General features: G+C 29.1%; 28 protein-coding genes. 11 read left to right on the top strand and 17 right to left on the bottom strand.

The genetic code is table 11. The features are described 5' to 3' along the window. Positions 1 to 54 precede the first annotated feature (54 nt). Entirely contained in the window at positions 55 to 912 is an 858-nt protein-coding gene (gene map, locus ACLVEP_RS07300; protein ID WP_412583892.1) for a type I methionyl aminopeptidase, read from the top strand. Positions 913 to 971: 59 nt separating this feature from the next. Here map and ACLVEP_RS07295 read toward each other — a convergent pair whose 3' ends face one another. Further along, the gene (locus ACLVEP_RS07295; protein WP_412583890.1) at positions 972 to 1133 is read right to left on the bottom strand and encodes a hypothetical protein; all 162 of its coding nucleotides are present in this window, start codon (positions 1131 to 1133) and stop codon (positions 972 to 974) included. Between the two features lie 47 nt (positions 1134 to 1180). Between ACLVEP_RS07295 and ACLVEP_RS07290 the strand changes: the two genes are divergently transcribed. Genes ACLVEP_RS07290 through ACLVEP_RS07280 form a run of 3 tightly spaced genes read left to right on the top strand, consistent with a single transcriptional unit; the run spans position 1181 to position 3054 of the window. After that, complete coding sequence (locus ACLVEP_RS07290) at positions 1181 to 1552, top strand: GntR family transcriptional regulator (protein WP_318001243.1); 372 nt, start codon at positions 1181 to 1183, stop codon at positions 1550 to 1552. Position 1553: 1 nt separating this feature from the next. Then, positions 1554 to 2390 (top strand): ABC transporter ATP-binding protein, encoded by an 837-nt coding sequence (locus ACLVEP_RS07285; RefSeq protein WP_412583888.1) that lies wholly within the window; start codon positions 1554 to 1556, stop codon positions 2388 to 2390. 1 nt (position 2391) lies between these two features. Beyond that, on the top strand, positions 2392 to 3054 hold the full coding sequence (locus ACLVEP_RS07280; RefSeq protein ID WP_412583886.1) for an ABC-2 transporter permease: 663 nt from the start codon (positions 2392 to 2394) through the stop codon (positions 3052 to 3054). Positions 3055 to 3080: 26 nt separating this feature from the next. Here ACLVEP_RS07280 and ACLVEP_RS07275 read toward each other — a convergent pair whose 3' ends face one another. Both ACLVEP_RS07275 and ACLVEP_RS07270 read right to left on the bottom strand, forming a co-directional pair. Then, entirely contained in the window at positions 3081 to 3761 is a 681-nt protein-coding gene (locus tag ACLVEP_RS07275) for a fructose-6-phosphate aldolase (RefSeq protein WP_318001240.1), read from the bottom strand. A 13-nt stretch (positions 3762 to 3774) separates the two neighbouring features. After that, positions 3775 to 6186, bottom strand: a complete 2412-nt coding sequence (locus ACLVEP_RS07270) for a glycyl radical protein (RefSeq protein ID WP_412583884.1) — start codon at positions 6184 to 6186, stop codon at positions 3775 to 3777. A 163-nt stretch (positions 6187 to 6349) separates the two neighbouring features. On the opposite strand from ACLVEP_RS07270, the gene ACLVEP_RS07265 reads away from it, so the two are divergent. Beyond that, positions 6350 to 7246, top strand: a complete 897-nt coding sequence (locus ACLVEP_RS07265; RefSeq protein ID WP_412583883.1) for a glycyl-radical enzyme activating protein — start codon at positions 6350 to 6352, stop codon at positions 7244 to 7246. 13 nt (positions 7247 to 7259) lie between these two features. Here the strand turns inward: ACLVEP_RS07265 and ACLVEP_RS07260 are convergent, their stop codons facing one another. The 6 genes from ACLVEP_RS07260 to ACLVEP_RS07235 form a co-directional block, all read right to left on the bottom strand. Continuing rightward, on the bottom strand, positions 7260 to 7400 hold the full coding sequence (locus ACLVEP_RS07260; protein ID WP_412583881.1) for a hypothetical protein: 141 nt from the start codon (positions 7398 to 7400) through the stop codon (positions 7260 to 7262). Positions 7401 to 7536: 136 nt separating this feature from the next. Then, complete coding sequence (locus ACLVEP_RS07255; RefSeq protein WP_022002697.1) at positions 7537 to 8283, bottom strand: DeoR/GlpR family DNA-binding transcription regulator; 747 nt, start codon at positions 8281 to 8283, stop codon at positions 7537 to 7539. 77 nt (positions 8284 to 8360) lie between these two features. Next, positions 8361 to 8693 (bottom strand): DNA-directed RNA polymerase subunit delta, encoded by a 333-nt coding sequence (gene rpoE, locus ACLVEP_RS07250; protein ID WP_107030207.1) that lies wholly within the window; start codon positions 8691 to 8693, stop codon positions 8361 to 8363. Between the two features lie 12 nt (positions 8694 to 8705). Then, entirely contained in the window at positions 8706 to 10367 is a 1662-nt protein-coding gene (gene argS, locus ACLVEP_RS07245) for an arginine--tRNA ligase (RefSeq protein ID WP_412583879.1), read from the bottom strand. Between the two features lie 75 nt (positions 10368 to 10442). Next, positions 10443 to 11951, bottom strand: coding sequence for a cardiolipin synthase (gene cls, locus ACLVEP_RS07240; protein ID WP_412583878.1), 1509 nt, complete (start codon positions 11949 to 11951; stop codon positions 10443 to 10445). After that, entirely contained in the window at positions 11938 to 12336 is a 399-nt protein-coding gene (locus ACLVEP_RS07235; RefSeq protein ID WP_412583877.1) for a DUF1934 domain-containing protein, read from the bottom strand. Before ACLVEP_RS07235 ends, cls begins: the two co-directional genes overlap by 14 nt. Before the next feature lie 54 nt (positions 12337 to 12390). Here ACLVEP_RS07235 and ACLVEP_RS07230 point away from each other — a divergent pair, with 54 nt between their 5' ends. Together ACLVEP_RS07230 and ACLVEP_RS07225 are read left to right on the top strand one after the other, a co-directional pair. After that, on the top strand, positions 12391 to 14265 hold the full coding sequence (locus ACLVEP_RS07230; protein WP_412583876.1) for a transglycosylase domain-containing protein: 1875 nt from the start codon (positions 12391 to 12393) through the stop codon (positions 14263 to 14265). 41 nt (positions 14266 to 14306) lie between these two features. Next, positions 14307 to 14738, top strand: coding sequence for a DUF4240 domain-containing protein (locus tag ACLVEP_RS07225; protein ID WP_318000195.1), 432 nt, complete (start codon positions 14307 to 14309; stop codon positions 14736 to 14738). Between the two features lie 213 nt (positions 14739 to 14951). On the opposite strand, the gene ACLVEP_RS07220 is transcribed toward ACLVEP_RS07225, so the two are convergent. From ACLVEP_RS07220 to ACLVEP_RS07200, 5 genes are all read right to left on the bottom strand, one after another. Beyond that, positions 14952 to 15305 (bottom strand): heavy metal-associated domain-containing protein, encoded by a 354-nt coding sequence (locus tag ACLVEP_RS07220; protein ID WP_331872440.1) that lies wholly within the window; start codon positions 15303 to 15305, stop codon positions 14952 to 14954. 118 nt (positions 15306 to 15423) lie between these two features. Next, complete coding sequence (locus tag ACLVEP_RS07215) at positions 15424 to 15612, bottom strand: FeoB-associated Cys-rich membrane protein (protein ID WP_022002705.1); 189 nt, start codon at positions 15610 to 15612, stop codon at positions 15424 to 15426. A 49-nt stretch (positions 15613 to 15661) separates the two neighbouring features. Next, positions 15662 to 17836 carry a ferrous iron transport protein B gene (gene feoB, locus ACLVEP_RS07210; protein WP_412583873.1) on the bottom strand — a complete coding sequence of 725 codons (2175 nt, stop codon included), beginning with the start codon at positions 17834 to 17836 and terminating at the stop codon, positions 15662 to 15664. Between the two features lie 19 nt (positions 17837 to 17855). Then, positions 17856 to 18074: a FeoA family protein gene (locus ACLVEP_RS07205; RefSeq protein WP_022000741.1), complete on the bottom strand. Its 219-nt coding sequence runs from the start codon at positions 18072 to 18074 to the stop codon at positions 17856 to 17858. A gap of 16 nt (positions 18075 to 18090) precedes the next feature. Next, on the bottom strand, positions 18091 to 18303 hold the full coding sequence (locus ACLVEP_RS07200; protein WP_227359593.1) for a FeoA family protein: 213 nt from the start codon (positions 18301 to 18303) through the stop codon (positions 18091 to 18093). A 224-nt stretch (positions 18304 to 18527) separates the two neighbouring features. Between ACLVEP_RS07200 and ACLVEP_RS07195 the strand changes: the two genes are divergently transcribed. The 4 genes from ACLVEP_RS07195 (at position 18528) to ACLVEP_RS07180 (ending at position 21776) form a co-directional block, all read left to right on the top strand. Then, positions 18528 to 18893 (top strand): metal-dependent transcriptional regulator, encoded by a 366-nt coding sequence (locus ACLVEP_RS07195; RefSeq protein ID WP_317990707.1) that lies wholly within the window; start codon positions 18528 to 18530, stop codon positions 18891 to 18893. A 401-nt stretch (positions 18894 to 19294) separates the two neighbouring features. Next, a complete protein-coding gene (locus ACLVEP_RS07190; RefSeq protein WP_331872435.1) occupies positions 19295 to 20266 on the top strand; it encodes a hypothetical protein in 972 nt (323 codons plus the stop codon). Between the two features lie 2 nt (positions 20267 to 20268). Next, positions 20269 to 20943: a PspA/IM30 family protein gene (locus ACLVEP_RS07185; protein WP_412583871.1), complete on the top strand. Its 675-nt coding sequence runs from the start codon at positions 20269 to 20271 to the stop codon at positions 20941 to 20943. Positions 20944 to 21008: 65 nt separating this feature from the next. Further along, entirely contained in the window at positions 21009 to 21776 is a 768-nt protein-coding gene (locus tag ACLVEP_RS07180) for a histidinol-phosphatase (RefSeq protein ID WP_318001143.1), read from the top strand. A gap of 33 nt (positions 21777 to 21809) precedes the next feature. Here ACLVEP_RS07180 and ACLVEP_RS07175 read toward each other — a convergent pair whose 3' ends face one another. The 3 genes from ACLVEP_RS07175 to ACLVEP_RS07165 form a co-directional block, all read right to left on the bottom strand. Beyond that, positions 21810 to 22307 carry a pyridoxamine 5'-phosphate oxidase family protein gene (locus ACLVEP_RS07175; protein ID WP_288542291.1) on the bottom strand — a complete coding sequence of 166 codons (498 nt, stop codon included), beginning with the start codon at positions 22305 to 22307 and terminating at the stop codon, positions 21810 to 21812. Positions 22308 to 22315: 8 nt separating this feature from the next. Further along, complete coding sequence (locus ACLVEP_RS07170; RefSeq protein ID WP_412583869.1) at positions 22316 to 23881, bottom strand: chloride channel protein; 1566 nt, start codon at positions 23879 to 23881, stop codon at positions 22316 to 22318. Positions 23882 to 23955: 74 nt separating this feature from the next. Continuing rightward, entirely contained in the window at positions 23956 to 24258 is a 303-nt protein-coding gene (locus ACLVEP_RS07165; RefSeq protein WP_412583867.1) for a hypothetical protein, read from the bottom strand. Between the last annotated feature and the right edge of the window lie 461 nt (positions 24259 to 24719).

Raw genomic sequence — 24719 nt, 5'->3', positions numbered from 1 at the left:
TCTTTACATTATAAAACGAGATGTTTAAAATAGATACGAAAAGAGGTAGAATAAATGAATAAATGTTGGTGCGGAAGTGGCTTAGACTATGAAGTCTGTCACCGTGAATTTGACAAAAAAATTAATTATTACAAAAAAAGAGGGGTCATGACACCTCCAAGATCAATGATTAAAAATCAACAACAAATAGAAGGTATTAAAAAAGCAGCTATTGTTAATAATGGTTTATTGGATCATATTGAAAAAAATATAAAAATTGGAATGTCAACTGAAGATATCGATGTTCTTACAAGAGAATATTTAAAAGAACACAACGCTCATTCTGCTGACTTAAACTATGAAGGTTATCCTAAAAGTATTTGTACATCTATTAATGATGTTGTATGTCATGGAATTCCTTCTCCTAATGTTATTTTAAAAGATGGTGATATTATCAACGTCGATGCAACAAGTGAATTAAATGGTTACTATGCCGATGCTTCTCGTATGTTTATGATGGGAAATGTTTCTGATGAAGCAAAAAAACTTGTTAAAATCACAAAAGAAGCGATGTACGAAGGAATGAAAGCTATTAAACCATGGAAAAGTCATATTGGAGATATTGGTAAAGCTATTCAAAGATATGCACATATTAATGGTTATAGTGTCGTTGAAGAATTCTGTGGACATGGAATTGGAATGACAATGCACGAAGATCCTTATGTCTTCCATTTTAAAACAAAAGAAGATACTGTTTTAATTGTCCCTGGTATGGTCTTTACTATCGAACCAATGCTTAATCAAGGAACAAGACATGTTCATTTAAATTATAATGATGATTGGACAGTTTACACAGATGATGGAAAACTTTCTGCACAATGGGAACATACATTCCTTGTTACTGAAGATGGTGTAGAAATCATTTCAAAATAAGAGTCAGATTTTCTGACTTTTTATTTTGTCAAATTTTCAATAACTAAATAATCATTAAATCATAAATAATGCATGACAATACCATATCCATTTCCATTAAAACGAATCTTATACTCTTGTTGTAACTTTCTCACAATAACAATCATAACATACTCTTTATTTTCAAACATTTCGATAGATTCTTTATCAATAGAATTCATATCTAATCTAAATGTTGACAAACTGTTTTATACTGTTATATACTGTTTATAGATGAAGGAGGAATTATATGCGCATTATTATCAATCACTCATCCATGATCCCTATTTATGAACAAATTGTCGATCAAATAAAAAAACAAATCAATGACCACACTTTACAAGAAAATGATCCTTTACCTTCTGTTCGTTCTCTATCTAAAGAACTCAAAATAAGTGCTCTCACAGTCAAAAAAGCCTATGATTTTTTAGAAACTGAAGGTCTTACTAAAACAATTCACGGAAAAGGAACTTTTGTTTTAGCCGTTAATCAAGAAACACTTTTAGAAGAAGCTAGAAAAGAAATTGAATCCTATCTAGAAAAAGCATTGCAAAAAGGAAAACAAGCAGGTGTGAGTTATGAAGAAATCAAAGAAATACTAACAGTATTAATGGAGGAATAATATGTTAAAAGTTCAACATGTTCAAAAATCATATCCACATTTTCATTTAAATTGCTCATTTGAAATAAAACCAGGGACAATTACTGGGATTATTGGAAAAAATGGAGCTGGTAAAACGACTTTATTTAAAGCTATTTTAGATCTTATTCACATTGATAAAGGAAATATTACTATTTTAAACGAAAACAACCAAACAGTTGATAAAAACAAAATTGGCTGTAGTCTTGCTAATACGTCCTTATGTGAATATCTCACATTAAAAGATCTTATAAAACTTTTAGAAAACACTTATACTCATTTTGATTTAGATTATTTCATTCAAAAATGTAAACAATATCAATTTCCTTTAGATAAAAAAATCAATGATTTTTCTACTGGGATGAAAGCTAAATTAAATGTTCTTATTGCTTTATCTCATCAAGCATCTTTTCTTATTTTAGATGAACCTACTAATGGATTGGATATTATTGCTAGAGAAGAAATTATTGATTTAATTAGAGAATTTATGGAAGAAGATGAAAGTCATAGTGTTTTAATTAGTTCACATATTTCTTCTGACTTAGAAAATTTATGTGATGATATTTATATAATTGATCAAGGTCAGTTTATTTTTCATGAATTCACAGATTGTTTACTTGATCAATATGGTTTATTAAAGTTAACAGATGAACAATTTCAACAAGTTGATTCTTCTTATTTTTTAAAAACAAGAAAGGAAACTTATGGTTGGGATGTTCTTACAAATCAAAGACAATTTTATTTAGAAAATTATCCAGATATTATTGTTGAAAAAAATAATTTTGATACTTTATTTTCTATGATGTTAAGAGGTGAGTAAAATGAAAGGTTTATTAATGAAAGATTTTTCATATTTAAAAGAAAGTAAATTTTTATTTCTGTTTTTAATTTTATTTGGTTTTGGATTTTCTTACTTTTATGATAATCCTACCTTTGTATTAGGTTATTTCAGTATTTTCCCAGGTGTTTTATTAATGAGTACAATTAGTTATGATAGTTTTAATCATGGCTTTACAACATTATTTACGCTACCTATTAGTAAAGGAACATATCTTAAACAAAAATATTATTTAGGTGGTATGCTTGGCATTCTTTTTATCTTAGTAGCAATAGGTATTTCTAGTTTAAGTTATTATCGAATTCAACAATCATTTCATTTTATAAATAGTGATTTTCTACAAGGTTGTTTATTAACATTAATGTTTTCTTATTTAATAATTGCTATTATTACACCCGTAGGTATTTATTTTGAAGCACAAAAAAGTCAACTTGCAATGATTATTGTTTTTGGAGGTATTTTCTTATTTATAGCAATGATTTATTTTCTAACAAAATTCATTGGTTTTGATATTGAAACAATCATTGATTCTTTTTTAGAAAATCATTTATCACTTGTTACTACATTTACAATCTTATTTACATTAATATTTAATATCATCTCTTATCAAATAAGTTTAAAACTTTTAAATAAAAAAGAATATTAAAAAACGCCTCAAACAGGCGTTTTTTATTATAAATCACAAATTCCTTTACCTTCACCATAAACATCATACCAGTCACTATTAAAATCATTCACTGCTTTTTCAATACTTGGATTCGCAAAGATTTGTTTTAATACTTCTACTGGTGCTGTAATCGCTTGGCTTCCATAATTGAAGGCATCTCTTACTTGTTGTACTCCTTTAAAGCTGGCTGCTAATATCTTACAATCATATCCATCTTGTACGATTCTATTTGACAATTCATTGATAAGTTCCATTGGATCATTTCCTAGGTTCCCTATTCTATTGACATAAGGTGCAATATAGTCTGCTCCTGCTGCTAAAGCCATATAGGCTTGCATCAAATCATAAACAGCTGTTGCTGTCACATTGACTCCTTCTGCTTTTAGTTTTTTGATAGCTTTGATTCCTTCATATGATACGGGTACTTTGATATAGACTTGATCATCGATTTCTTCTAGTATACGATGGGCTTCTTTAACGATTTCATCGCATTCTTTAGAAATCACTTGAATATGAAGACTTCTTTCTTTTCCTATGATTTCTCTGACTTCTTTCATATGTTTAAAGAAATCTTTAGGACTTGTTTTTTTCACAATTGAAGGATTACTTGTTACTCCTACAATTGGCATATATTCTACTGCTTCTTTTATATCTTCTAAGTTTACTGTATCAATTATAAATTCCATTTTTCTTTTCTCCCTATAATGTTTGTTCAGTTCTTCCAATAATATCATCTTGTGTTGCTTTTGATAACACATTAAAGAATGCAGAATATCCAGCAACACGTACAATTAAATCTTTATGTTTTTCAGGATGTGCTTGCGCATCTAATAATGTTTCTTTAGAAACAACATTGTATTGAACATGATATCCTTTTAAACGATTAAAGAATGTTTTAATCAACATTTCAATCTTTTCTTTATTTTCTTCTTTTGATAATAATTGAGGTGTAACCTTTTGATTTAATAAGACACCACCAGTAATTTCATGTGTTGGTAATTTAGAAACAGATTTAAACACAGCAGTTGGTCCTTTTTTATCCATTGCATGGGCTGGTGAACATCCTTCAGCAAGAGGGGTATGTGCTTTTCTACCATCTGGAGTAGCCATTGTTCCATAACCTTGTCCTACATTAGCAGAAATACTTGAAGTACCAGCATAACGAATACCACCAATTGGACCTCTACCATAACGTGTATTTGGATATTTTTTCATTTCATCAATATAAATATTATAAACATCAACTACTAATTGATCGACTTCATCAATATCATTGCCATACTTAGGTGCATCATTGATTAACATTTCTTGAATTCTTTGACTTTTTTCACTTGTATAATCATCTAATAGAGCATCCCATAATTCTTCAGGTGTGATTTTCTTTTCTTCAAAAACAAGTTTTTTAATAGCTGCAAGACTATCTGCCATATTCGCAATTCCTACTTGTAACCCTGAAATAAAATCATAAACAGCTCCACCTTCTTTGATTGTTTTTCCACGACCAATACAATCTTCTGTCAAGGCTGAACATAAAACATCAGGAACATCTCTTTCAAGTGCTAAATCAATAGCATTTTCAACAATCACTGACATACGTGTTAAATGACGCATTCCTTTTTCAATCGCTTTAAAAAGTTCATCATAAGATGTCATATCTTTAAAATAACCACTACCTTCAAAGAAACGTTTTCCTGAAGTCATATCTACCCCATCATTCATTGCCATTAATAAAATACGTGGAAAGTTCATATAAGACATTCCAGTACAACGATATCCCCATTTACCAGGAACGGCCGTTTCAACACAACCAATCGCTGAATAATTATAAGCATCTTCTTCTTTAACACCTTTTTCAATAAATGATGGAATAATGATTTCATCATTATTGAAAGCAGGCATTCCTGTACCAAGTTTCATAACTTCGATTGCTTCATCTAAGAAAGCTTTAGGCATATTTTTATGATAACGTACTGTTAAGTTCGGTTGTGGTAAACGTGTTTGAGCAACTGATTTTAATACTAAATATGAAAGTTCATTTGTGGCATCCTTTTTATCAGGTGTTTGTCCTCCAATAGTCACATTTTGATACATTGGACTTCCTGCACTTGAAAAAGTATGGGCTTGTGAACGCACCTTATTGATTGTAAGTGTTTTAATCCACAAGTTATCTAATAATTCAACAGCTTGTTCTTCTGTTATTTCGTTTAAATCTTTATCATGTTTATAATAAGGATAAATATATTGATCAAAACGACCATAAGATAAAGAATGACCATTAGATTCAATTTGTAGAATCAATTGAATAAACCAAGTTGATTGAATCGCTTCATAAAAAGTTTCAGCTTTTTCATAAGGAACTTTCTTACAAACACGTGCAATTTCTTCTAATTCTTCTTTTCTTTTTCCTTCAGTATTTCTAGCAAGTTCTAAAGCTAAATCACTGTAACGTCTTGCAAATGTTTTAACTGCATCAATGACAATTAAAACAGCTTTATAAAATTGATATTTATCAATATTTTCAGGCATACATAAATCAAGATTTTTCTTTAAATCTTTAACTCTTTCTTCATACCCTTTTAAACCTTTTTGTAAGACTTGTTGATAATCTACCGCTAAATGCGCATCTCCAGAATTAAGCTTTCCTTCCATTCCAAAGAAACCTGTTTCCATATAAACACTCACTTCATCTGGAAGTAAAGCCCCTCCTTTACTTCTTAAATTATTATTTTCCCAAAATGGTGCAATAGATCTTAATTCATCTTTTGTTTCTTCAGTAATATAGAAAACATCCCCATCTCTTTTTTCAAATAAATCAAGTTCATTCATCACAAATTCCATTGTATATTCAGGAAAAATAGGTGCATCCCTATTAGATGAAGCTTGATTTCCTACAATTAAAGTATCTTCTTCAATATAAATAGGCATCTTTTCTAAGATGTTTTTTAACATATATGCTCTTTTCATAATTGGCGGTTCATTTAAATGTTCTTTATATGCCTCTGTCGCAAGGAGTGCTCTTTTTGCACAAATATATGGTTTTTTATCTAAAACTTCTTCCCTAAAATGATTCATTCTTGGTGTAAGTTCACCAAAGTGTTCACTGTTTTTCATTTGCCTTTCCTCTACTTTCATTCGTAAGTTTATTTTCTTTCTTTTGCAATTAAATTATATAATAAGCAAAAAATAAGTCAATAATATTTTCATAAATGAACAATTTTAGTTTCATTTGAAACTTACAAAAAGATATGTTAGGATAAAAGCGAGGAGAAAGACTATGGAAAAAGGATTAATATTTAATATACAAAAATTTAGTATTCATGATGGTCCAGGTATTCGTACAACTGTTTTCTTTAAAGGATGTCCTTTAAAATGTAAATGGTGTTCAAATCCCGAATCACAATTACATAAACTACAAATACTTTACGATTTTGAAAAATGTGCTCATTGTAAACAATGTTTACTTAACTGCCCAAAACAAGCAATTACCGAAAAAGAAAACCATATGATCTTTAATCATGATAAATGTATTGGTTGTCTACAATGTGTCAACCATTGCCCAACTAAAGCATTAAGTCATGAAGGAGACTTTAAAGGAATTCAAGAAATTGTGGATGTTTGCATGCAAGATATTGATTTTTATGAAGAATCTAATGGCGGTGTAACTATCTCTGGGGGTGAAGGTATGGCACAACCTGAATTTCTAGAAGAGCTTGTTTTAGCTCTTAAAGAAAAGAATTTACATGTTGCTATTGAAACAACAGGATATATTCAAAAAGAAACATTTCAAAAATTGGCCCCTTTATTTGATCTTTTACTCTTTGATGTAAAACATTATGATCGTCTTCAACATTTTGAAGGTACTGGTGTTTATAATGATTTAATTGTTGAAAATCTTCAATGGGCTATTGCACATCATCTTAATGTTTTACCACGTATTCCTGTGATTCCTGATTTTAATGATTCTTTAGAAGATGCTCAAGGAATCAGTGATTTATTAAAAGAATCAAATATTCACAAAGTTCAACTGCTTCCTTTTCATCAATTTGGTGAAAAGAAATATGATTTATTAAATAAAGAATATTCTTTAAAAACTTATCAAGCGTATCATGAAGAAGATTTAAAAGACTATCAACAAATCTTCTTAGATAAAGGAATTGATTGTTTCTTTTAAATATAAAAAGCTATCAACGAGGATAGCTTTTATTATTTTGATGCTTAATACTTGTAGCATATAAAATATTTAATACAAACTGTGAATTATTAAAAATACTTTGATTTTTATTATTTCTTATTTTTGAAATATTCTTATTTTCTAAATTTTTCATAGACACACTCTCTTTTCATCATTATGTTATCACTTTTCCTATTTAGAAATAGTTATTCTTCATTAAGAGTATATTAAAATTTGTCTAAAATATTTGTCATTATTTAATTCATAAAAATCCTAAGGAAACCTTAGGATCAAACTTTTTCAACTTGTATATGTTTCTCTTTAAAATATTCTTCAACTTCTTGAGGAATTCCTTGATCAGTATAAATACATGATACTTGATGTAAATCAATTAAATTAGAAACTCCTTTTTGATGAAATTTATCCGATTCAGTAACAATAATAACATGACTTGCTTGTCTTGCCATATCTTTAACAGCTTCACAACGCATATAATCATTTCCTGTAAATCCTGTATCAATACTAAAACCATCTGTTCCAATAAAGAGTTTATCCACAAAAAATGCTTCTGCACATTTTCTCATCATTGGTCCTACCATTACTTGGGATTCATGTTGATATTCGCCACCTAATAAAATGATTTTAATAGCTGTATGTTTACGAATATAATCTGCAATAAAAGCAGAATTGGTAATCAGTGTAACATCTTTTTTAGTTTTTGCAATTTCTAAAGCTACTAGAGCACAACATGAACCTGATTCAATCATAATTGTTTCACCATGTTGAATCGATTCTACTGCTTTTTTAGCTACTTTTTGTTTTTGTTCATAATGATAAGCAAGACGAATATTCATATCATCACTTTTATTAAGAGTAGCATAACCATGTTCTCTAATTAACATTCCACTTTCTGAAAGAGCATCTAAATCTTTACGAATTGTGACTTGAGAAACACCTAGTAATTCAGAAAGTTTTGTGACTTCTATTTTTTTATTTTGTGTGAGTAATTCTAAAATCTTTGTTTGTCGTTTATTCATAAAATAATCCTTTCATTAATAAGAATATCTACTTTTATTTGAAAGCAAGGATTTTATTAAAAAAGAGGCATTGCCTCTTAGTTATTATAATCATCTTCGATTGTACTATCTACATCGTCTTCTACTTCTTCAGATTCTTCATCTTCATCAGTATAGATATCATTCATATCGATGTGTACTTCATCAAATTTATGACGAGAACGTAAATCCCAGTTGTTTTCACCAATTGTAATGAAACGTCCATCTAAAGTAATGTTTGTATAGAATAAAGATTCTTTTTCATCTTTTTCTTCTTCATCAAAACCTTTTACTTCACTTACTTCTTGCCATAATTTATAGAAATTAACTGCTTTTTTCTTTTTAGACATTAATTCATAAGCAACATCAACCATTGATCTATTTTTATCCATCTTTATCTCTCCTTACATTTTTTCAGGTGCTTCAACACCAATTAAGTTTAATGCATTCTTTAAAGTAATACGTGTCGCTTCTACTAAAGCTAAACGTTGCATTGATAATTCAATATTTTCTTTATCTATTACATAACAATCATTATAGAAACTATGGAATAATTGTGCAAGTCTTTGAATATAATTTGCGATTTTATGTGGGCTTCTTGATTTTGCACTATCCGCAATTTCATTTCTAAATTCATTAATATGTTTTAATAAAGCCATTTCTTTATCATTTACAAGTAATTCAAAATGATCTGCAACTGTAATATCATTTTCTTTAGCTTGTCTTAAAATCGAACACATTCTTGCATGAGCATATTGTGCATAATAAACAGGATTGTCATTTGATTTAGATTTAGCTAATGTTAAATCGAAATCATAAGGTGTATTGGCTGCTTTAGCGGCAAAGAAATAACGAGTTGCATCAACACCAATATCATCAATTAAATCTTTAATAGTGATTGCATTTCCTGTACGTTTAGACATTTTAACAACTTCACCATTTTCCATCATTCTTACCATTTGTAGAATATCAATATTTAATTGATCACTATTATAACCTAAAGCTTGAATTGCAGCTTTCATACGATTGATATAACCATGATGATCTGCTCCTAATAAGTCTACTAAATATTCATAACCTCTATCTAATTTATTTAAATGATAAGCAATATCAGGAGTTAAATAAGTATAACTTCCATCAGATTTAATTAAGACACGGTCTTTATCATCTCCAAATTCAGTTGATTTGAACCATAAAGCTCCATCTTGTTCATAAGTAAATCCTTTTTCTTTTAATTTTTCAATTGTAGGAACTACTTTATTTTCTTCATATAAAGAAGTTTCAGAAAACCAAACATCAAAGTGAACTCTAAATTCAGCTAAAATATCTTTAATTTTTTGTAATTCAAATCGAGTACCTTCTTTTCTAAAGAAAGCAATCATTTCATCACGATCAGCATTTAAATATTTATCGCCAACTTCTTCTTTAATTTTAACAGCAATATCTTTAATATCTTGACCATGATATCCATCTTCAGGTAATTCAAAATCTAATCCAAATGCTTCTCTATATCTTGCATATAAAGATAAAGCTAAATTATAAATTTGATTTCCTGCATCATTAATATAATATTCTCTTGTAACATCATAACCAGCAGCTGACATAATACGACAAATACTGTCTCCTACAGCAGCTCCTTTAGCATGTCCTAAATGTAAATCTCCTGTTGGGTTTGCTGAAACGAATTCAACATTATATTTAATTCCTTTTCCTGCATCACTTTTTCCATAATCATCTTTTTCTGCTAATACTTCTTTAATAATAGAAGTTAAAGCATCTTTTTTCATAAACATATTGATGAATCCAGGTCCTGCAATTTCAATAGAATCAATATTTGCTTCATCTTTATCAATTGCTTCAATTAATTGTTCTGCAATCATTCTTGGATTCTTTCTAAGTAATCTTGTAAGTTGCATAGCGATATTTGTTGAATAATCACCATGACTCTTTTCTTTTGGTATTTCTATTGTGATTTGATCTATTTCATAATCTTCTACAAAATTGCATTTAACCATTGCTTTTTTTAGTGCTTCTTTCAATGCAATTTCAATTTTATTTACAGCCATTTTTTACCTCCTTAAAAAAGATATTTAATCGTTTATACGTTACCATTAAGAGTGCATAAAGTCAATGTTTTTTACCTAAAGTAATGGAGCAATTACACGTAAAATTGCTTCAAACCACCCCATAAATTTACCAGTTACAACTTCATCCAAGGTAATTTCATGAGACTTCTTTACTGTCGCTAAAAAATCTTCCTTAATATCTTTTAATATTTTATTGTTATATAAATAAATTCCATTTTCAAAATGAAGATATAAACTACGATAATCTAAGTTGATTGTCCCTACTGTCGCACACTTATCATCTACTAAAAAGTTTTTAGCGTGTACAAATCCGGGTGTATATTCATAAATACGAATCCCATGTTTTATTAAAGTTTGATAGTACGAACGTGTTACCCTGAAAACAATTTTTTTGTCTGGAATACCAGGTGTAATAATACGTACATCGACGCCTCTTTTAGCAGCATTGATCAATGCTGTTTGTAAGTTATCATCTAATATTAAATAAGGTGTTGTAATATATAAATAATCATAAGCTTGATTAATCATATTCAAATAAACATTTTCACCTACATTTTCATCATCTAAAGGAGAATCTCCATAAGGAGTCACATAGCCATCTACCTCAAATTCATGATGAGTTGGCACATAATACTTTTCATAATCTTCTTCCGTATTTCTTGCTACATTCCATGATTCTAAAAACATCTTCGTAAGTGAATTGACCGCTTCTCCTTGAATCATTAACCCTGAATCTTTCCAATGACCATATTTAACTTTTTGATTAATATATTCATCTGCAAGATTAAATCCACCACTAAAACCTATTTCACCATCAACTACCACGATTTTTTTATGATCACGGTTATTCATTGCAAGAGATAAAATAGGAATAAATGGATTAAATGCAACACTCTTTATTCCCATTTTTTCAAGTTGACGATCATAATGACGAGGTAACATAGTAAGTGATCCTACATCATCATACATAAACCTTACTTCTACGCCTTCTTTGACTTTTTCTTTAAGAATATCCAAAACGCTTTTTAGCATTTTTCCTTCATCAACAATAAAGAATTGCATAAAAATAAATTTCTTCGCATTTCTTAAAGCTTCTAATAAAGGTTCAAATGCATCATCACCCAATGAAAAATATTTAATTCCTTTTCCATAATAAGTAGGATATCTTTGTTGATTTAAATAATTCATTTGTCCTTTAATATAAGGATCAGATACTTCTTCAATAATATCATTTTCAACAATCTTTTGATCTTTAATCTGTTTTAAAAATGCTATTTGTAACTTTTGACTCGGTTTTTTATCTCCTAAAAATAAATATAAAACACCACCTACAAAAGGTACTGCTACTATTAAAACAAGCCATGTAATCTTATAAGCACTTGCATCATCTTTATTAATAATATATAAAGCAACAAGCACACTAATTAATTTAAAAAGATAAACAAAAAATCTAGATGATCTATGAATTGTTAAAAAAGCAACAAAAACAATAATCAATTGAATTAAAATCAATAATCCTGAAAATAATATTTTATTCATTAATAGTTTTTTAGATTGTTTCATTTTCTTCTCCATAAAAATCATATTTCATCATCACATAAACTTCACTTAATTGTTGATGACCATCACTTAAAATATACTTAAGTTTTAAATAACGATCATGTTCCATTGTTACAAGTTCTGTAAATAACTCTATCATTCCATAATCTGTTTGATAATGATTCCCTATTTTTCTATGATATGAAAGATTTAACAAAGAAGGTCCATTCACTAATGTCATTTCATTTCCTCTTAAGATAATTTCTATCTTTTGATCATTATTGAAAAAGATAAATCTTTCTTTATCAAATCCTTTTTCATATGTACCATCACTTTTAAAAGCTATCGTTTCATGATGATCATCATATTTAAATATACTCTTATAATTTACTTTAATATTTTTTTTCATTCTATCACCGTGCATATTATAACATAAAATGGCAAGAATAAAATCGGTGATAAAATGAGACGCTTTATAAAAAGAATTCTTTATTGTTTGATATTTTTCTTTTCATTCCTTTTATTGATGTATATCATTGCTTTTTGTGTTGGAGAGCCTGAACTCAATAAAGATCGTTACATAAAACTTTATGATGATCAAAATAAAGTTTTTTATCAAAGTGTTAATAATTATAGTGGACAATATATTTCAATTGATGATGTGAGTCCTTATTTTTTAAAAGCGATTGTCGCTATCGAAGATAAACGTTTTTATAGTCATCATGGGTTTGATTATGTCGGAATTTCCCGGGCAATAAAAACAAATGTCATAAAGAGGAAAACTTCTCAAGGAGCAAGTACAATAACACAACAATATGCTCGTTTACTTTATCTTACAAATGAAAAAACTTGGTCTCGTAAAGTAAAAGAAGCTTTTTTTACTTTGCAATTAGAAACTCATTTATCAAAAAAAGATATTTTAGAGGGTTATATTAATAATGTTTATTTTGGGCATGGAATTTATGGTATTGAAAATGCTTCTCAATATTTTTATGGAAAAAAAGCAAAAGATTTAACTTTAAATGAGGCAAGCATGTTAGCTGGAGTTGTCAATGGTCCCCAATATTATTCACCTATTTTAAATAAAGAAAGAGCCAAACAAAGACAAAGCCTTGTATTAAAAGCTATGTATGATAATCAAATGATCAGTCAAAGTCTTTTAAATGCTACTCAAAAACAAACATTAAATTTAGCAAGTGAACATTCACTCAATGAAAACATGTCTACTTATTATTATAAGGATACTGTTTTAGAAGAATTAGAGGAATTAGGTTTTTATAATAATCAATATTTAAATAAAGGATTAAATATTTATACTTCTTTTAACACTGAATATCAAAATACTTTAAATGAGCTTATTAAAGAAAAGAAAATACAAGGTGATCTACAATGTGCCTTTACTGTTACAAATCCTAAAACCAATCAATTACAAGCCTTGATTGGTGGTAAAGATTATGCCAGTTCTCAATATAATCGAGCAATACACGCTTCTAGACAAATAGGGAGTACAATGAAACCATTACTCTATTATTTAGCCTTAGAAAACGGATTTAACCCTTCTACACGTTTTCTATGTGAACCAACAACATTTAAATTAAGTAACAATACCTCCTATTCTCCAGCTAACTTTCATCATAAATATGCCTATCGAGAAATTACGCTTGCTCAAGCTATTGCTGTAAGTGATAATATTTATGCAGTAAAAACACATTTATTTTTAGGAACTGAAAATCTAAGAGATTTTTTAAAAACTTATGGAATCAAAGCTAAAAATAATGCTTCTTTAGCACTTGGAACAGTCAATACAAATATTTATAATCTTGCAAATATATACTGTAATATTGCTTCTGGAGGTAAATATCAACATCTCTATACAATTGAAAAAATTGTTGATCATCAAGGACATATTATTTATCAACATAAAAATCAAAGAATCCAAAATTTGAATAAGGAAAGTTGTTTAATTCTCAATCAGTTATTAACAGGTACATTCAATAATCAGTTTTCAACTTATTTAAATGCTACAATGGCAAATTATCAAACCAAATATAAAGTAGCTTGTAAAACAGGAAGTACAGATTATGATAATTTGATTGTTGCTTATAATCCTAATATCCTCATTAATGGTTGGGTAGGTTATGATGATAACCGTAAAATAGAAAATAGTGATGAAAAAAGTATTGTAAAAGAAGTAGCTATTAATTTTTTAAATAAAGAAATCAAGAAAGAAAGCTGGTATAAATTAACTACTAAATTAAATGCTATCGCTATTAATCCTATTTCAGGAAATGTTGATGATACAGGGATTATTTATTGGTTTAGAAAAGGGACACCTTGATATCTTATCCATTATCCTATAGAATGGATATGGTGATGAAAATGTTTAAAAATTCTTTTTGGGGAATATTAAAAAAAGGTTATTGGAATAGTGAAAACACTGATGAAGTTTTTGAACCAATTATTCATTTTTTAGTGAGTCATAAAGATCAATATATATTTGATTTTCATGATTTAATGTCTGAATTTCTATATGAATTAGATCGTAAAGAAATCTATGAACATAGTATCAATCAAGAACAATTCAATGAAGAAGATTTCTTAAATCAAAGAGCTTATGTTCTTACAAATGGTAATAAATACTATCATGATATTATCTCACTCATTAAACCACTAGATGGTGAATTAAAATGTCCACAGCTTTTAACACTTCCAGCAAAAGCTTGGTCTATAAAAAACAACAAACCTGTTGAAAAATATCCACATACGCCTAAATATAATATTCAAACAAAAAGCAATACCAAATATTGGTAAAAAAAAGAGGATGCCAAAAATCCTCTTTTTAAATACTTCATCCTATATAGACGTTATCGAAGAATAAGGAGTGCTTAATGTATGAGATGTGTATTCTTTAATTCTTCTATTTATCAATCGCAACAATATATCTTGTCTATACATGTACAAATCTACCATATATTCATCTAATTATCAATCATTTTATAAAAAAAGAGAAGAATTTCTTCCTCTCTAAATAACATCATATCCTGCTTGTTTAACAGCAGATATAATCACTTGATCATCAACATCTCGATCATAGACAACGTGTGCTTCTTCTTTTTTTAAGTTCACTTGTGAACTTACGCCTTCAATAGCATTGATTGCACGTGTTACATTAGCCACACAATGTTGACAAGTCATACCTTTAATTTTAAATACTTTTTCTTTAATAATTGGATTGTCTAACTTTTTATCTTCTAAAGCTTGATAGATTTCTCCACCACCGCCACAACAAGAACTTTCACCTTTCATGTGTTTTCTTGTTGATTTTAAAGCAATTAAAACAATCACAACTAATACAAGAACGATAATAACATTAGCCATAATTACCTCCTGTTATTTTCTTTTCTTTTTAACTTTTTGAATAAGTGTGTAAATAGAAACACCTATTAAATAAATAACAAGCACTCCTAAAAACATATAGAAAGTCGAACCACTTACATTACCCATGATTATGTCTCTCTTTCATTTTCTTTTGATCTCTATAATAATCATCTAAAGGAGATGAACATTGACTACACCCTGCACAAATACCACTACACTTATGTCCATCTTTCTTTCTAAAGAAATGTGTATAGATGACCCATGCACAATAGGCAACAATTAATAAAACAATAATCACATTAGCCATAATAATACCTCCTTTAATTTATAAAAATCCGGAGTAACTCCGGATTTCATTATGCTTCAACTGATCTTGTAGAATAAACTTTTTGATCTTTATATGGATCAGGTCTAAATAACATGTATAACATGAATGCAAGAACAACAAATGCAACAACAGTCCAGAATCCAAATGTTCCATATAATACTAATGAACCAATTTGATATACCATTAATGCAATAGCATAAGCAAATACGTTTTGGAAGATAATTGCGAACCAGAACCATTTTCTATCATTTAATTCGTTAGCCATTGTTGAAATAGCAGCTAAACATGGTGAATCTAATAAGTTAAAGATTAAGAATGATAATGCAGCCATTGCAGTTGGGAACCATTGAGCAACACCAGCAGCAACGTTTACAGCATCTTCTGTATCACCAGCAACATTAGCAATAACACCCATTGTAGAAACGATTGCTTCTTTAGCTGAGAATCCAGTTAATGATGAAGCAACTGATTGCCAGTTACCAAATCCAAGTGGAGCAAAGACTGGAGCAATAACATTACCAATAACAGCGATTAAACTATTAGCAACATCATCAACCATACCGAATGATCCACCTTCAAATCCGAATGTAGATAAGAACCAAATAACGATACAAGCAACAACTAAAATAGTACCAGCTTTAATTAAGAAAGCTTTTAATCTTTCCCATACATGTAATAATACAGTTTTAACACTAGGAATATGATATTCTGGTAATTCCATTACGAATGGAGCAGGTTTACCAGAGAATGGTTTTGTTTTCTTTAAGATAATAGCAGCAACTAATACAGCAACAATACCTAAGAAATACATTGCAGGAGCAATCATTCCTCCAGCTTCCCAACCAGCAACTTTACCAGCCATAACTCCACCTAATAAAGCGATAACAGGTAATTTTGCACCACAAGGAATAAATGTAGCAGTCATAATAGTTAAACGTCTATCATTATCTTGTTCGATTGTTTTAGATGCCATGATAGCTGGAACACCACAACCAGAACCGATTAATAATGGAATAAAGCTTTTTCCAGATAAACCGAAATATCTAAATACTCTATCCATGACGAATGCAATACGAACCATGTAACCACAATCTTCTAAGATTGATAAGAATAAGAATAAGATTGCCATTTGAGGTGCGAATCCAATAACTGCACCAACACCACCGATGATACCATCAACGATAACAGCAGATAATAAACCACTTGCTCCAACTGAACTTAAGAATCCAGATACAGCATCTTGAATAGCTACAACAAAGACATCATTTGTCCAGTCAGTAACAAATGTACCAACAGTTGTAACTGAGATATAGTAAACAACATACATGATTAATAAGAAAATAGGAATTCCTAAGAATCTGTTTGTTACGATTTTATCGATTTTATCAGAAATAGTTAATTTTTCTTTTGGTTTTTCAACAGTAGTTGAAATTAATTTTTGAATATAAGTATAACGACCATCAGTAACAATACTTTCCATATCGTCATCTAATTCAGTTTCTAAATCTTTTCTTAATGCATCAATAGTAGTTTTAGCATTTGCATTTAAAACAATATGATTCATTACTTTTTCATCATTTTCTAAAACTTTAACAGCATACCATCTTTTTTTGTTAGCAGCAATTGTTTCAGATAAAGCAGGAACAACAGTATCAATTGCTTTTTCAATTTTTTCACTGAAAATAGCTCCTGGTAATTGATGTTCGCTTTGTTTAGCAACTTTAACAGCTTCAGCAATTAATTCTTTTAAACCTGTTCCTTTTAAAGCAGAAGTTTCAATAATAGGACATCCTAATACCATTGATAAACGTTTAGTGTCAATTTTTAAACCTCTTTTTTCAATTAAGTCTGCCATATTTAAAGCAACAACTACTGGAACCCCAGTTTCAATTAATTGAGTTGTTAAATATAAGTTTCTTTCAATATTAGTAGCGTCAACTAAGTCAATAATGACATCTGGATCTTCATTTAAAAGAAAATCACGGCTGACAACTTCTTCTAATGTATAAGGAGATAAAGAATAAATACCTGGTAAGTCAACAACAGTAATATTATCTTCTTTGTTTCCTTTCACTTTTCCTTCTTTCTTTTCTACAGTAACACCTGGCCAGTTACCAACATATTGATTAGCACCTGTTAATGCGTTAAACATTGTTGTTTTACCACAGTTAGGGTTACCTGCAAGCGCAAATTTAATATTCATTTTTTACTTTCCCCCTCCGTTATTCAACTTCAACACATTGTGCATCGTTTTTTCTAACTGATAATTCATAACCTCTTACAGTAATTTCAACAGGATCTCCAAGAGGAGCAACTTTTCTAATATATAATTCTACCCCTTTAGTGATACCCATATCCATAATACGTCTTTTGTAAGCTCCATCACCTTCAATTTTCTTAACAGTGACAGTGCTACCAACTTCTACTTCATTAAGTTTCACAACACTTCCCCCTTTTCTACACCATGATACGTTTTGCCATATCTTCATTAATAGCAACGCGAGAATCCTTGATATTAACAATCACATTTCCCCCGATTGCCGAAACAACAGCAACTTCAGCACCAACAACAAAACCAAGATTATTTAAAAATCTTCTTGTTTCTTCGTTACCACCAATTCTTTTGATTTCACCGGTTTCTCCTATGTTTAACATTGTTAACGGCATCATACTTACCTCCTCAAGAATTTGTCCTCGCTAACCACATTAGGTTATGCTAATTTGATTAGTATTCGCTAACTATAAGACATAAAATATAGTTAGACTTCTCTAACTTCAAATAGAATATACTTCATTTTAAAATGGATGTCAACCCTCTTTCAATAATTTACAACGTGCTTATTCATTGCTTATCTCGGTTAAAATATGATATAATACAGTAAGAGGTGATGCGCATGAATTTACAAGAATCAGGAGAAATGTATTTAGAAACGATTCTCGTCTTATCGAAAAAGAATAAAGATGTTCGTTCTATTGATATTGCAAGAGAACTTAATTATTCCAAACCGAGTGTTTCTCGTGCTATTGGTTTATTAAAAAAAGATGAATATATTATCGTAGATAGTAAAGGTTATATCGAATTAACTGATAAAGGTGCCGAAGTAGCAAACACAATTTATGATCGTCATGACACATTATCTTCATTTTTTGAAAGTATTGGTGTTTCCCACGATACCGCTGTTAATGATGCATGCCGTATTGAACATGTTATTTCTACTGAAACAATGAATAAAATCAAAGAACACATGAAACAAAAATAACTCTTCCTAGGAAGAGTTTTTATTTTATAAACAAAAAAAGGTAAGTAATCTTACCAAACTTTTGCTTCCCTTAATAATCTTATGATAGGAAAAAGGAATTTGGCTAATTTAAGTTAAATAAATCATAAGACAATTAAACGAATAGTATTGCAGCAACGATGACACTAATTTGTAAAGCAAGAGCCATCAAGCTGCGCTTGAATTTGTTTTTCATAGCTCTTCAACCTTTCTGTGAGTTATCCCTCGCTAACTACAACTATATGTTAGCGTAGGCTAACTATAGTGTCAATAATTATTGTATACTTTTTTATATATTTTTTATCTTATCATTTTTTATAATCCTATATCTTTCCTGAAATATTTCATGTACAATATTTATTAATAAGAAAAGAGGTGAAACTATGCCAAGACCAGGAACTGGTGGAGGTGGTCATCGCTCAGCTGGCGGACACGATTATAGTCGTGTAGGCGGTGGACATCATGTAGGTAATTCAACAAATAGACCTACTGGAAATACATCATTTAATAGAGGTCCAACTTTTGGAGATGGATATCATCATGTTTCTCCACCACCAAGAAGAAGATATTATGGTTATCATCGAAACTATTATTCACATTCATCAAGTGGCTTAGGAACATTGCTTATTTGTTTGATTATTTTTATTGCTTTGATATTTGGTATTTTTTCATTTTCTCATGAAAGTAGTAGTCCTACTTCTACGATTAATCGTGAAAAAATAGAAAATCCTGTAGCTTATGATAATAATTGTATTAAAGATGAACTAGGATATATTGAAAATCAATCAAAGCTTTCGAAGAATCTTAAAAACTTTTATAATAAAACAGGTATCCAACCATATATTTATTTAAAGAGTTATGATGATAGTCTTGTAAATGATCAACAAAAAGATGAATATGCTCAAAAATGGTATGAAGAAAATATTGATAATGAAGATACTTTTTTACTTGTTTATTATGAAGATTTAAATCAAAATGAAATTGGATATATGTCTTATGTCAATGGTAAACAAGTTACTTCAATTATGGATAGTGAAGCTATTGAGATTTTTTGGAATTATATAGATCGTTATTGGAGTGATAGTTCACTTTCAACAGTAGATGTTTTTACTAAAACATATGATGCAACTGCTAAAACAATTATGAAAAAATCTACAACTTCTAAAGATATTATCAAAATAGGACTAATCATTGTTGGGATTATCCTTATTATTGGGGGCATTATTTATATTTTACGTATGAGATATAAAAGAGAACAAGAAAAAGCAAAAGAAACAATAGAAATTTTAAATACCCCTCTTGATAAATCTGATGAGTTAAGAGATAAATACTTAAATGAAGAAAGGAAAGAATAAAAATGAGAATTATTTCAAGATTTACCGATATTATGAAAAGTAATATCAATGCACTATTAGATAAATGTGAAGATCCAGCAAAAATGATTGATCAAACATTAAGAGATTTAAGAGAAGATCTTGCTGAAGTCAAGAAAGAAACAGCCAATATTATTGCTGATGCAAAAAGTGCTAATCGACAAGTTAAAGAATGTGAAGAAGAAATTACTAAATATACAACTGCTGCACAAAATGCTTTAAAAGCCGGTAATGAAGATGATGCTAGAACATTGATTGCTAAAAAACAACAATATGAAAATAACTTAGTTTCTTACAAAAAAACACAAGAACTTACACAAGCTAATGCTGATAAAATGCGTCAAATGCATGATAAATTAGTAAATGATATTGAAACATTAGAAGCTAGAAGAGATGCTATTAAAGCTACTGTTGCTTCTGCTAAAGCTCAAGAACATATTAATAAAATCGTTTCTGGTGGAGATAAAGCTAAATCTTCTATGGAAGCATTTGAACGCTATGAAAAGAAAGCTGAAAAAATGTTGGATGCTGCTACAGCTGAAGCTGAATTAAATGCCCATACAAGTGCTGCTTCTTCTTTAGCTGATAAATATACAACACAAGGTGATGCTTCTGTTGAAGATGAATTAGCTGCTATGAAAGCAAAACTTGGCTTATAATGACTATTTGGAATATACATTTGTATATTCCTTTTTTTGTATTATAATGTTTTCGAGGTGAAACCATGAATAAAAATAATTATCATACCCATACAACAAGATGTTATCATGCTAGTGGTAAAGATGAAGAATATGTAAAAGCAGCCATTAAAGCAGGTATTAAAGAATTAGGATTTTCTGATCATACACCTTGGCATTATGCTTCCTCTTTTAAAGCAACAATGCGTATGCCTGAAAGTCAATTAGATGATTATCTTGAAAGTATTCGTTATCTTAAAGAAAAATATAAAGATCAAATTTCTATTTTAATTGGTTTAGAATGTGAATATTTTGAAAGATATATGCCTTGGCTTGAAAAAACAATCAAAGATAAAAAAATTGATTATATTATTTTAGGAAATCATTACTATGAAACAGATGAACTTCATCAATATTTTGGAAGTCCTGTCAATGAATATTACTTAAAAGCTTATGTAGATCATTGTATTAAAGCTATTGATAGTGGTTTATATAGTTATATTGCTCATCCAGATCTTGTTTACTATGATCAAGAATCTAAACTTTATCAAGAAGAAATGTCACGTTTATGTGCTTACGCTAAAGAAAAAGATATGCCTTTAGAATTCAATCTTTTAGGTTTTATGTCTGGCAGACATTATCCAAATGAATCTTTTTGGAAGATTGCAAGTAAATATAAAAACAAGGCCATCATCGGCTTTGATGCCCATACTCCTGATTCTTTACTTCGTGATGATATTTATCAACAAGCTGTTAAATATCTTTCTTCTTTAGATGTAGAATTGATTGATACAATTAAGACATTAAAAAAATAAGGACAATGTCCTTACAAAAAAACTATCAAGAATCTAAAACAGATCTTGATAGTTTTTATTAACAAGTTCAATTGCTTGTTTTCCTGAAATATGTTCAATAGTAATTTCAACACAACAAAGAATTTTCCATTCTTTTCGTATTTCTTTTTCTACCGCCACTTCATCTTCATTATATTTTAAACCAAGTGTTTCAATAGCATGATAAATTTCATCATCTTCTTGTAAGATTCTTGCTTTACCAAAAAGAATCACACTTCTAAAATAAGTTGTCAATTCTTCTTCAATAACATCTTCTTGATCAATAATACTCATTGATACTTTAGGATTATTTTTAATAGCGTCTATTTTATGACCTTCTTTAGCACCATGGAAATAAATCTTTCCATCTTCATAAACAAAATTAACAGGGACAGAATAAGGATAGCCATCATCACCATGTAAAGCAAGTGTTGCTGTTTTTGCTCGTCTTAAAATAGCTAAACATTGTTTTTCTGTTAGTTTTTGTTTTTTTCTTCTCATTTCTCTAAACATATCATCACCTATATTTCTAATGTAAAAAATTTATGTAAGATATCTTTAGTAACTTCTCTATTTTCTTTATTGACTAAAATGGTTAAATGATCACCTAGGTGTAACACCGTATCTCCTCGCGGAACAATTTCTTCAATACCACGATTAATTGAAAGAATGACACATTCTTTAGGTAAACCTAATTCTTTAATTGGTTGATCTAAACAACATGAACCAAGTTCAATTGAATAATGAAGAATTTCTTTTTCTTCAAGTGAAATTTCATGATTGCCATTTTTAATCATACGATTTAATAAACTGTGATAAATTGGTTCACATCTTAACATATTAGCGACAATATACCCAACAAAACTACATACTGCAATAGGTAAAAATTGTGATAAACTTCCGCACATTTCAGCAATTAAAACAATGCCTGTAATCGGTGCACGGACAATACTTGCGAAAAGTCCAGCCATCGCAACCACGATAAAGTTATTAAAGTACATATTTGGTACCCCACAATAAGTTGTAACAACAATGGCATATCCACAACCTATTAAACTTCCAAGAACTAATAGTGGAAAGAAAATACCTCCAGGAGCTCCTGATCCAAAAGAAATCAATGAAAAAATAAACTTCATAGTCAAGAGCAATAAAACAGAACCTAAAACCATATTTCCTTCATGGAGTAAATCAATAATATGGTGTCCCCCACATAAAACATCAGGATAGAAAAGCATAAAACCAACTGATACTAGTAAAGGAATAAAAATCTTTTGATTATTCTTTAAAAAAGTAATGTTATCATACATTTTTAAAGTAAACATTGTTGTTTTATTATAAAGCACACCTAATAAACCTACAATAATTCCTAAGATGATTAAAAATCCATATTGACCTAAAGGTAAACTTTCAACAAGTGGAAAATAAAGAGATGGTGTCATCCCAAAAATATTTTTACTAATAAAATCTCCAGTTAAAGAAGCCACCATAACCGTTACTAATGCAAGTGGAGAAAAATTTTTATGAATTTCTTCTAAGGCAAACAAGACACCAGCTAATGGTGCATTAAATGCAGCCGAAAGCCCTGCTGCTGCCCCACATGTTAAAAGATACTTTTCTTCCAATTTCATTCTTTTAAAAACAGAAGCTAATCCTTTACCAATCATCGCCCCTAATTGAATACTTGGTCCTTCTCTACCAAGAGATAGTCCACCAACAATAGAAAGTGTTCCAGCCACCATCTTTGCTAGAATAACGCGATACCATTTTTCATCTATTTGATCGATCATTTCAGCTTCTACCTGTGGTATTCCACTTCCTGAAATATAAGATTCATATTTTAATAATTTAGAAATAATAAATCCAATTATTAAAACACAAACGATCCAAATACATAAATGAAGTGTATTATTTTTAATATAATCAACAATAAAATAAGCTATCTTTTCTCCATAAGATAATAATAATCTATAAATAACAGCTACAATTCCTGCCAAAATACCTACAATAAATCCTTCTAATAAAACAATATTATCAAAACGGCTTTTTGAACTTAAAAAACGAACAATTGAAAATTCTTTCCTTTCCATAACTCTCCCCCAATTCGTTTTTTATTATAACACTTTATTTAAAAAAAAAGAAACTGTACGAATATTTCGTACAGCTAATGAATATACTTATTCATAATGATCCAATAAATTCCTAATAGACTAAAACCAACGATAATCATATGTTTTAAATCTTTAATTCGATTTCCTGTATTTGAAGTACATGTGTTTGTCAGTGTCGTGTTTTGTATAGTATTGGTTTTATAGTCAAATGAAGTAAAAGGAGTGTGATAAAATGCTATGACTGATTCTTGAAAAGTTACTTCATTTACTTTAGTTGCTATAGGATATGATGTTTGTAACGAGATATAATTTATATCTTTATTTTTAATAAAATCATTAATTATAAATATATTCATAATAAGTAAAAGACTCATCACTTTTTTAGCATTTCCTGATTCTCCTTTCTATATGATTAAAACAAATAATATTTTCTTATTTATTTCATATTTATTATAAAAAAGAAGACTTGATAAATATATAAGGGGCGTCCGCCATTTAAAAAAACACCTTTAAAAGATATCTTAGATTGTTGATAAATAAGTAAATATGTTTAATTTTTATATAAAACCTTAAATTTTGTATAATTGAAACAAACTTATCCATGATATAGATTTAATATCATCTATTTTAACTTAACAAAAAAGACTGTTGATTTTTTTATCAACAGTCTGAATATTAATTTATTAATTAATAATCTTTAAAACATCTTCTTCACTTGTGATATCAAAGATTGAAATTGTTAAAGTATTTAGTTTTTCTATTGAACTATTTTGTATTGCTTGTTCTAATTGATTTGATACATTTCCTAATTTTACTT

The sequence above is a fragment of the Faecalibacillus sp. genome (genome assembly GCF_047023275.1).
Taxonomy (GTDB): domain Bacteria; phylum Bacillota_I; class Bacilli_A; order Erysipelotrichales; family Coprobacillaceae; genus Faecalibacillus.
This window is presented reverse-complemented; position numbering and strand designations above follow the sequence as displayed.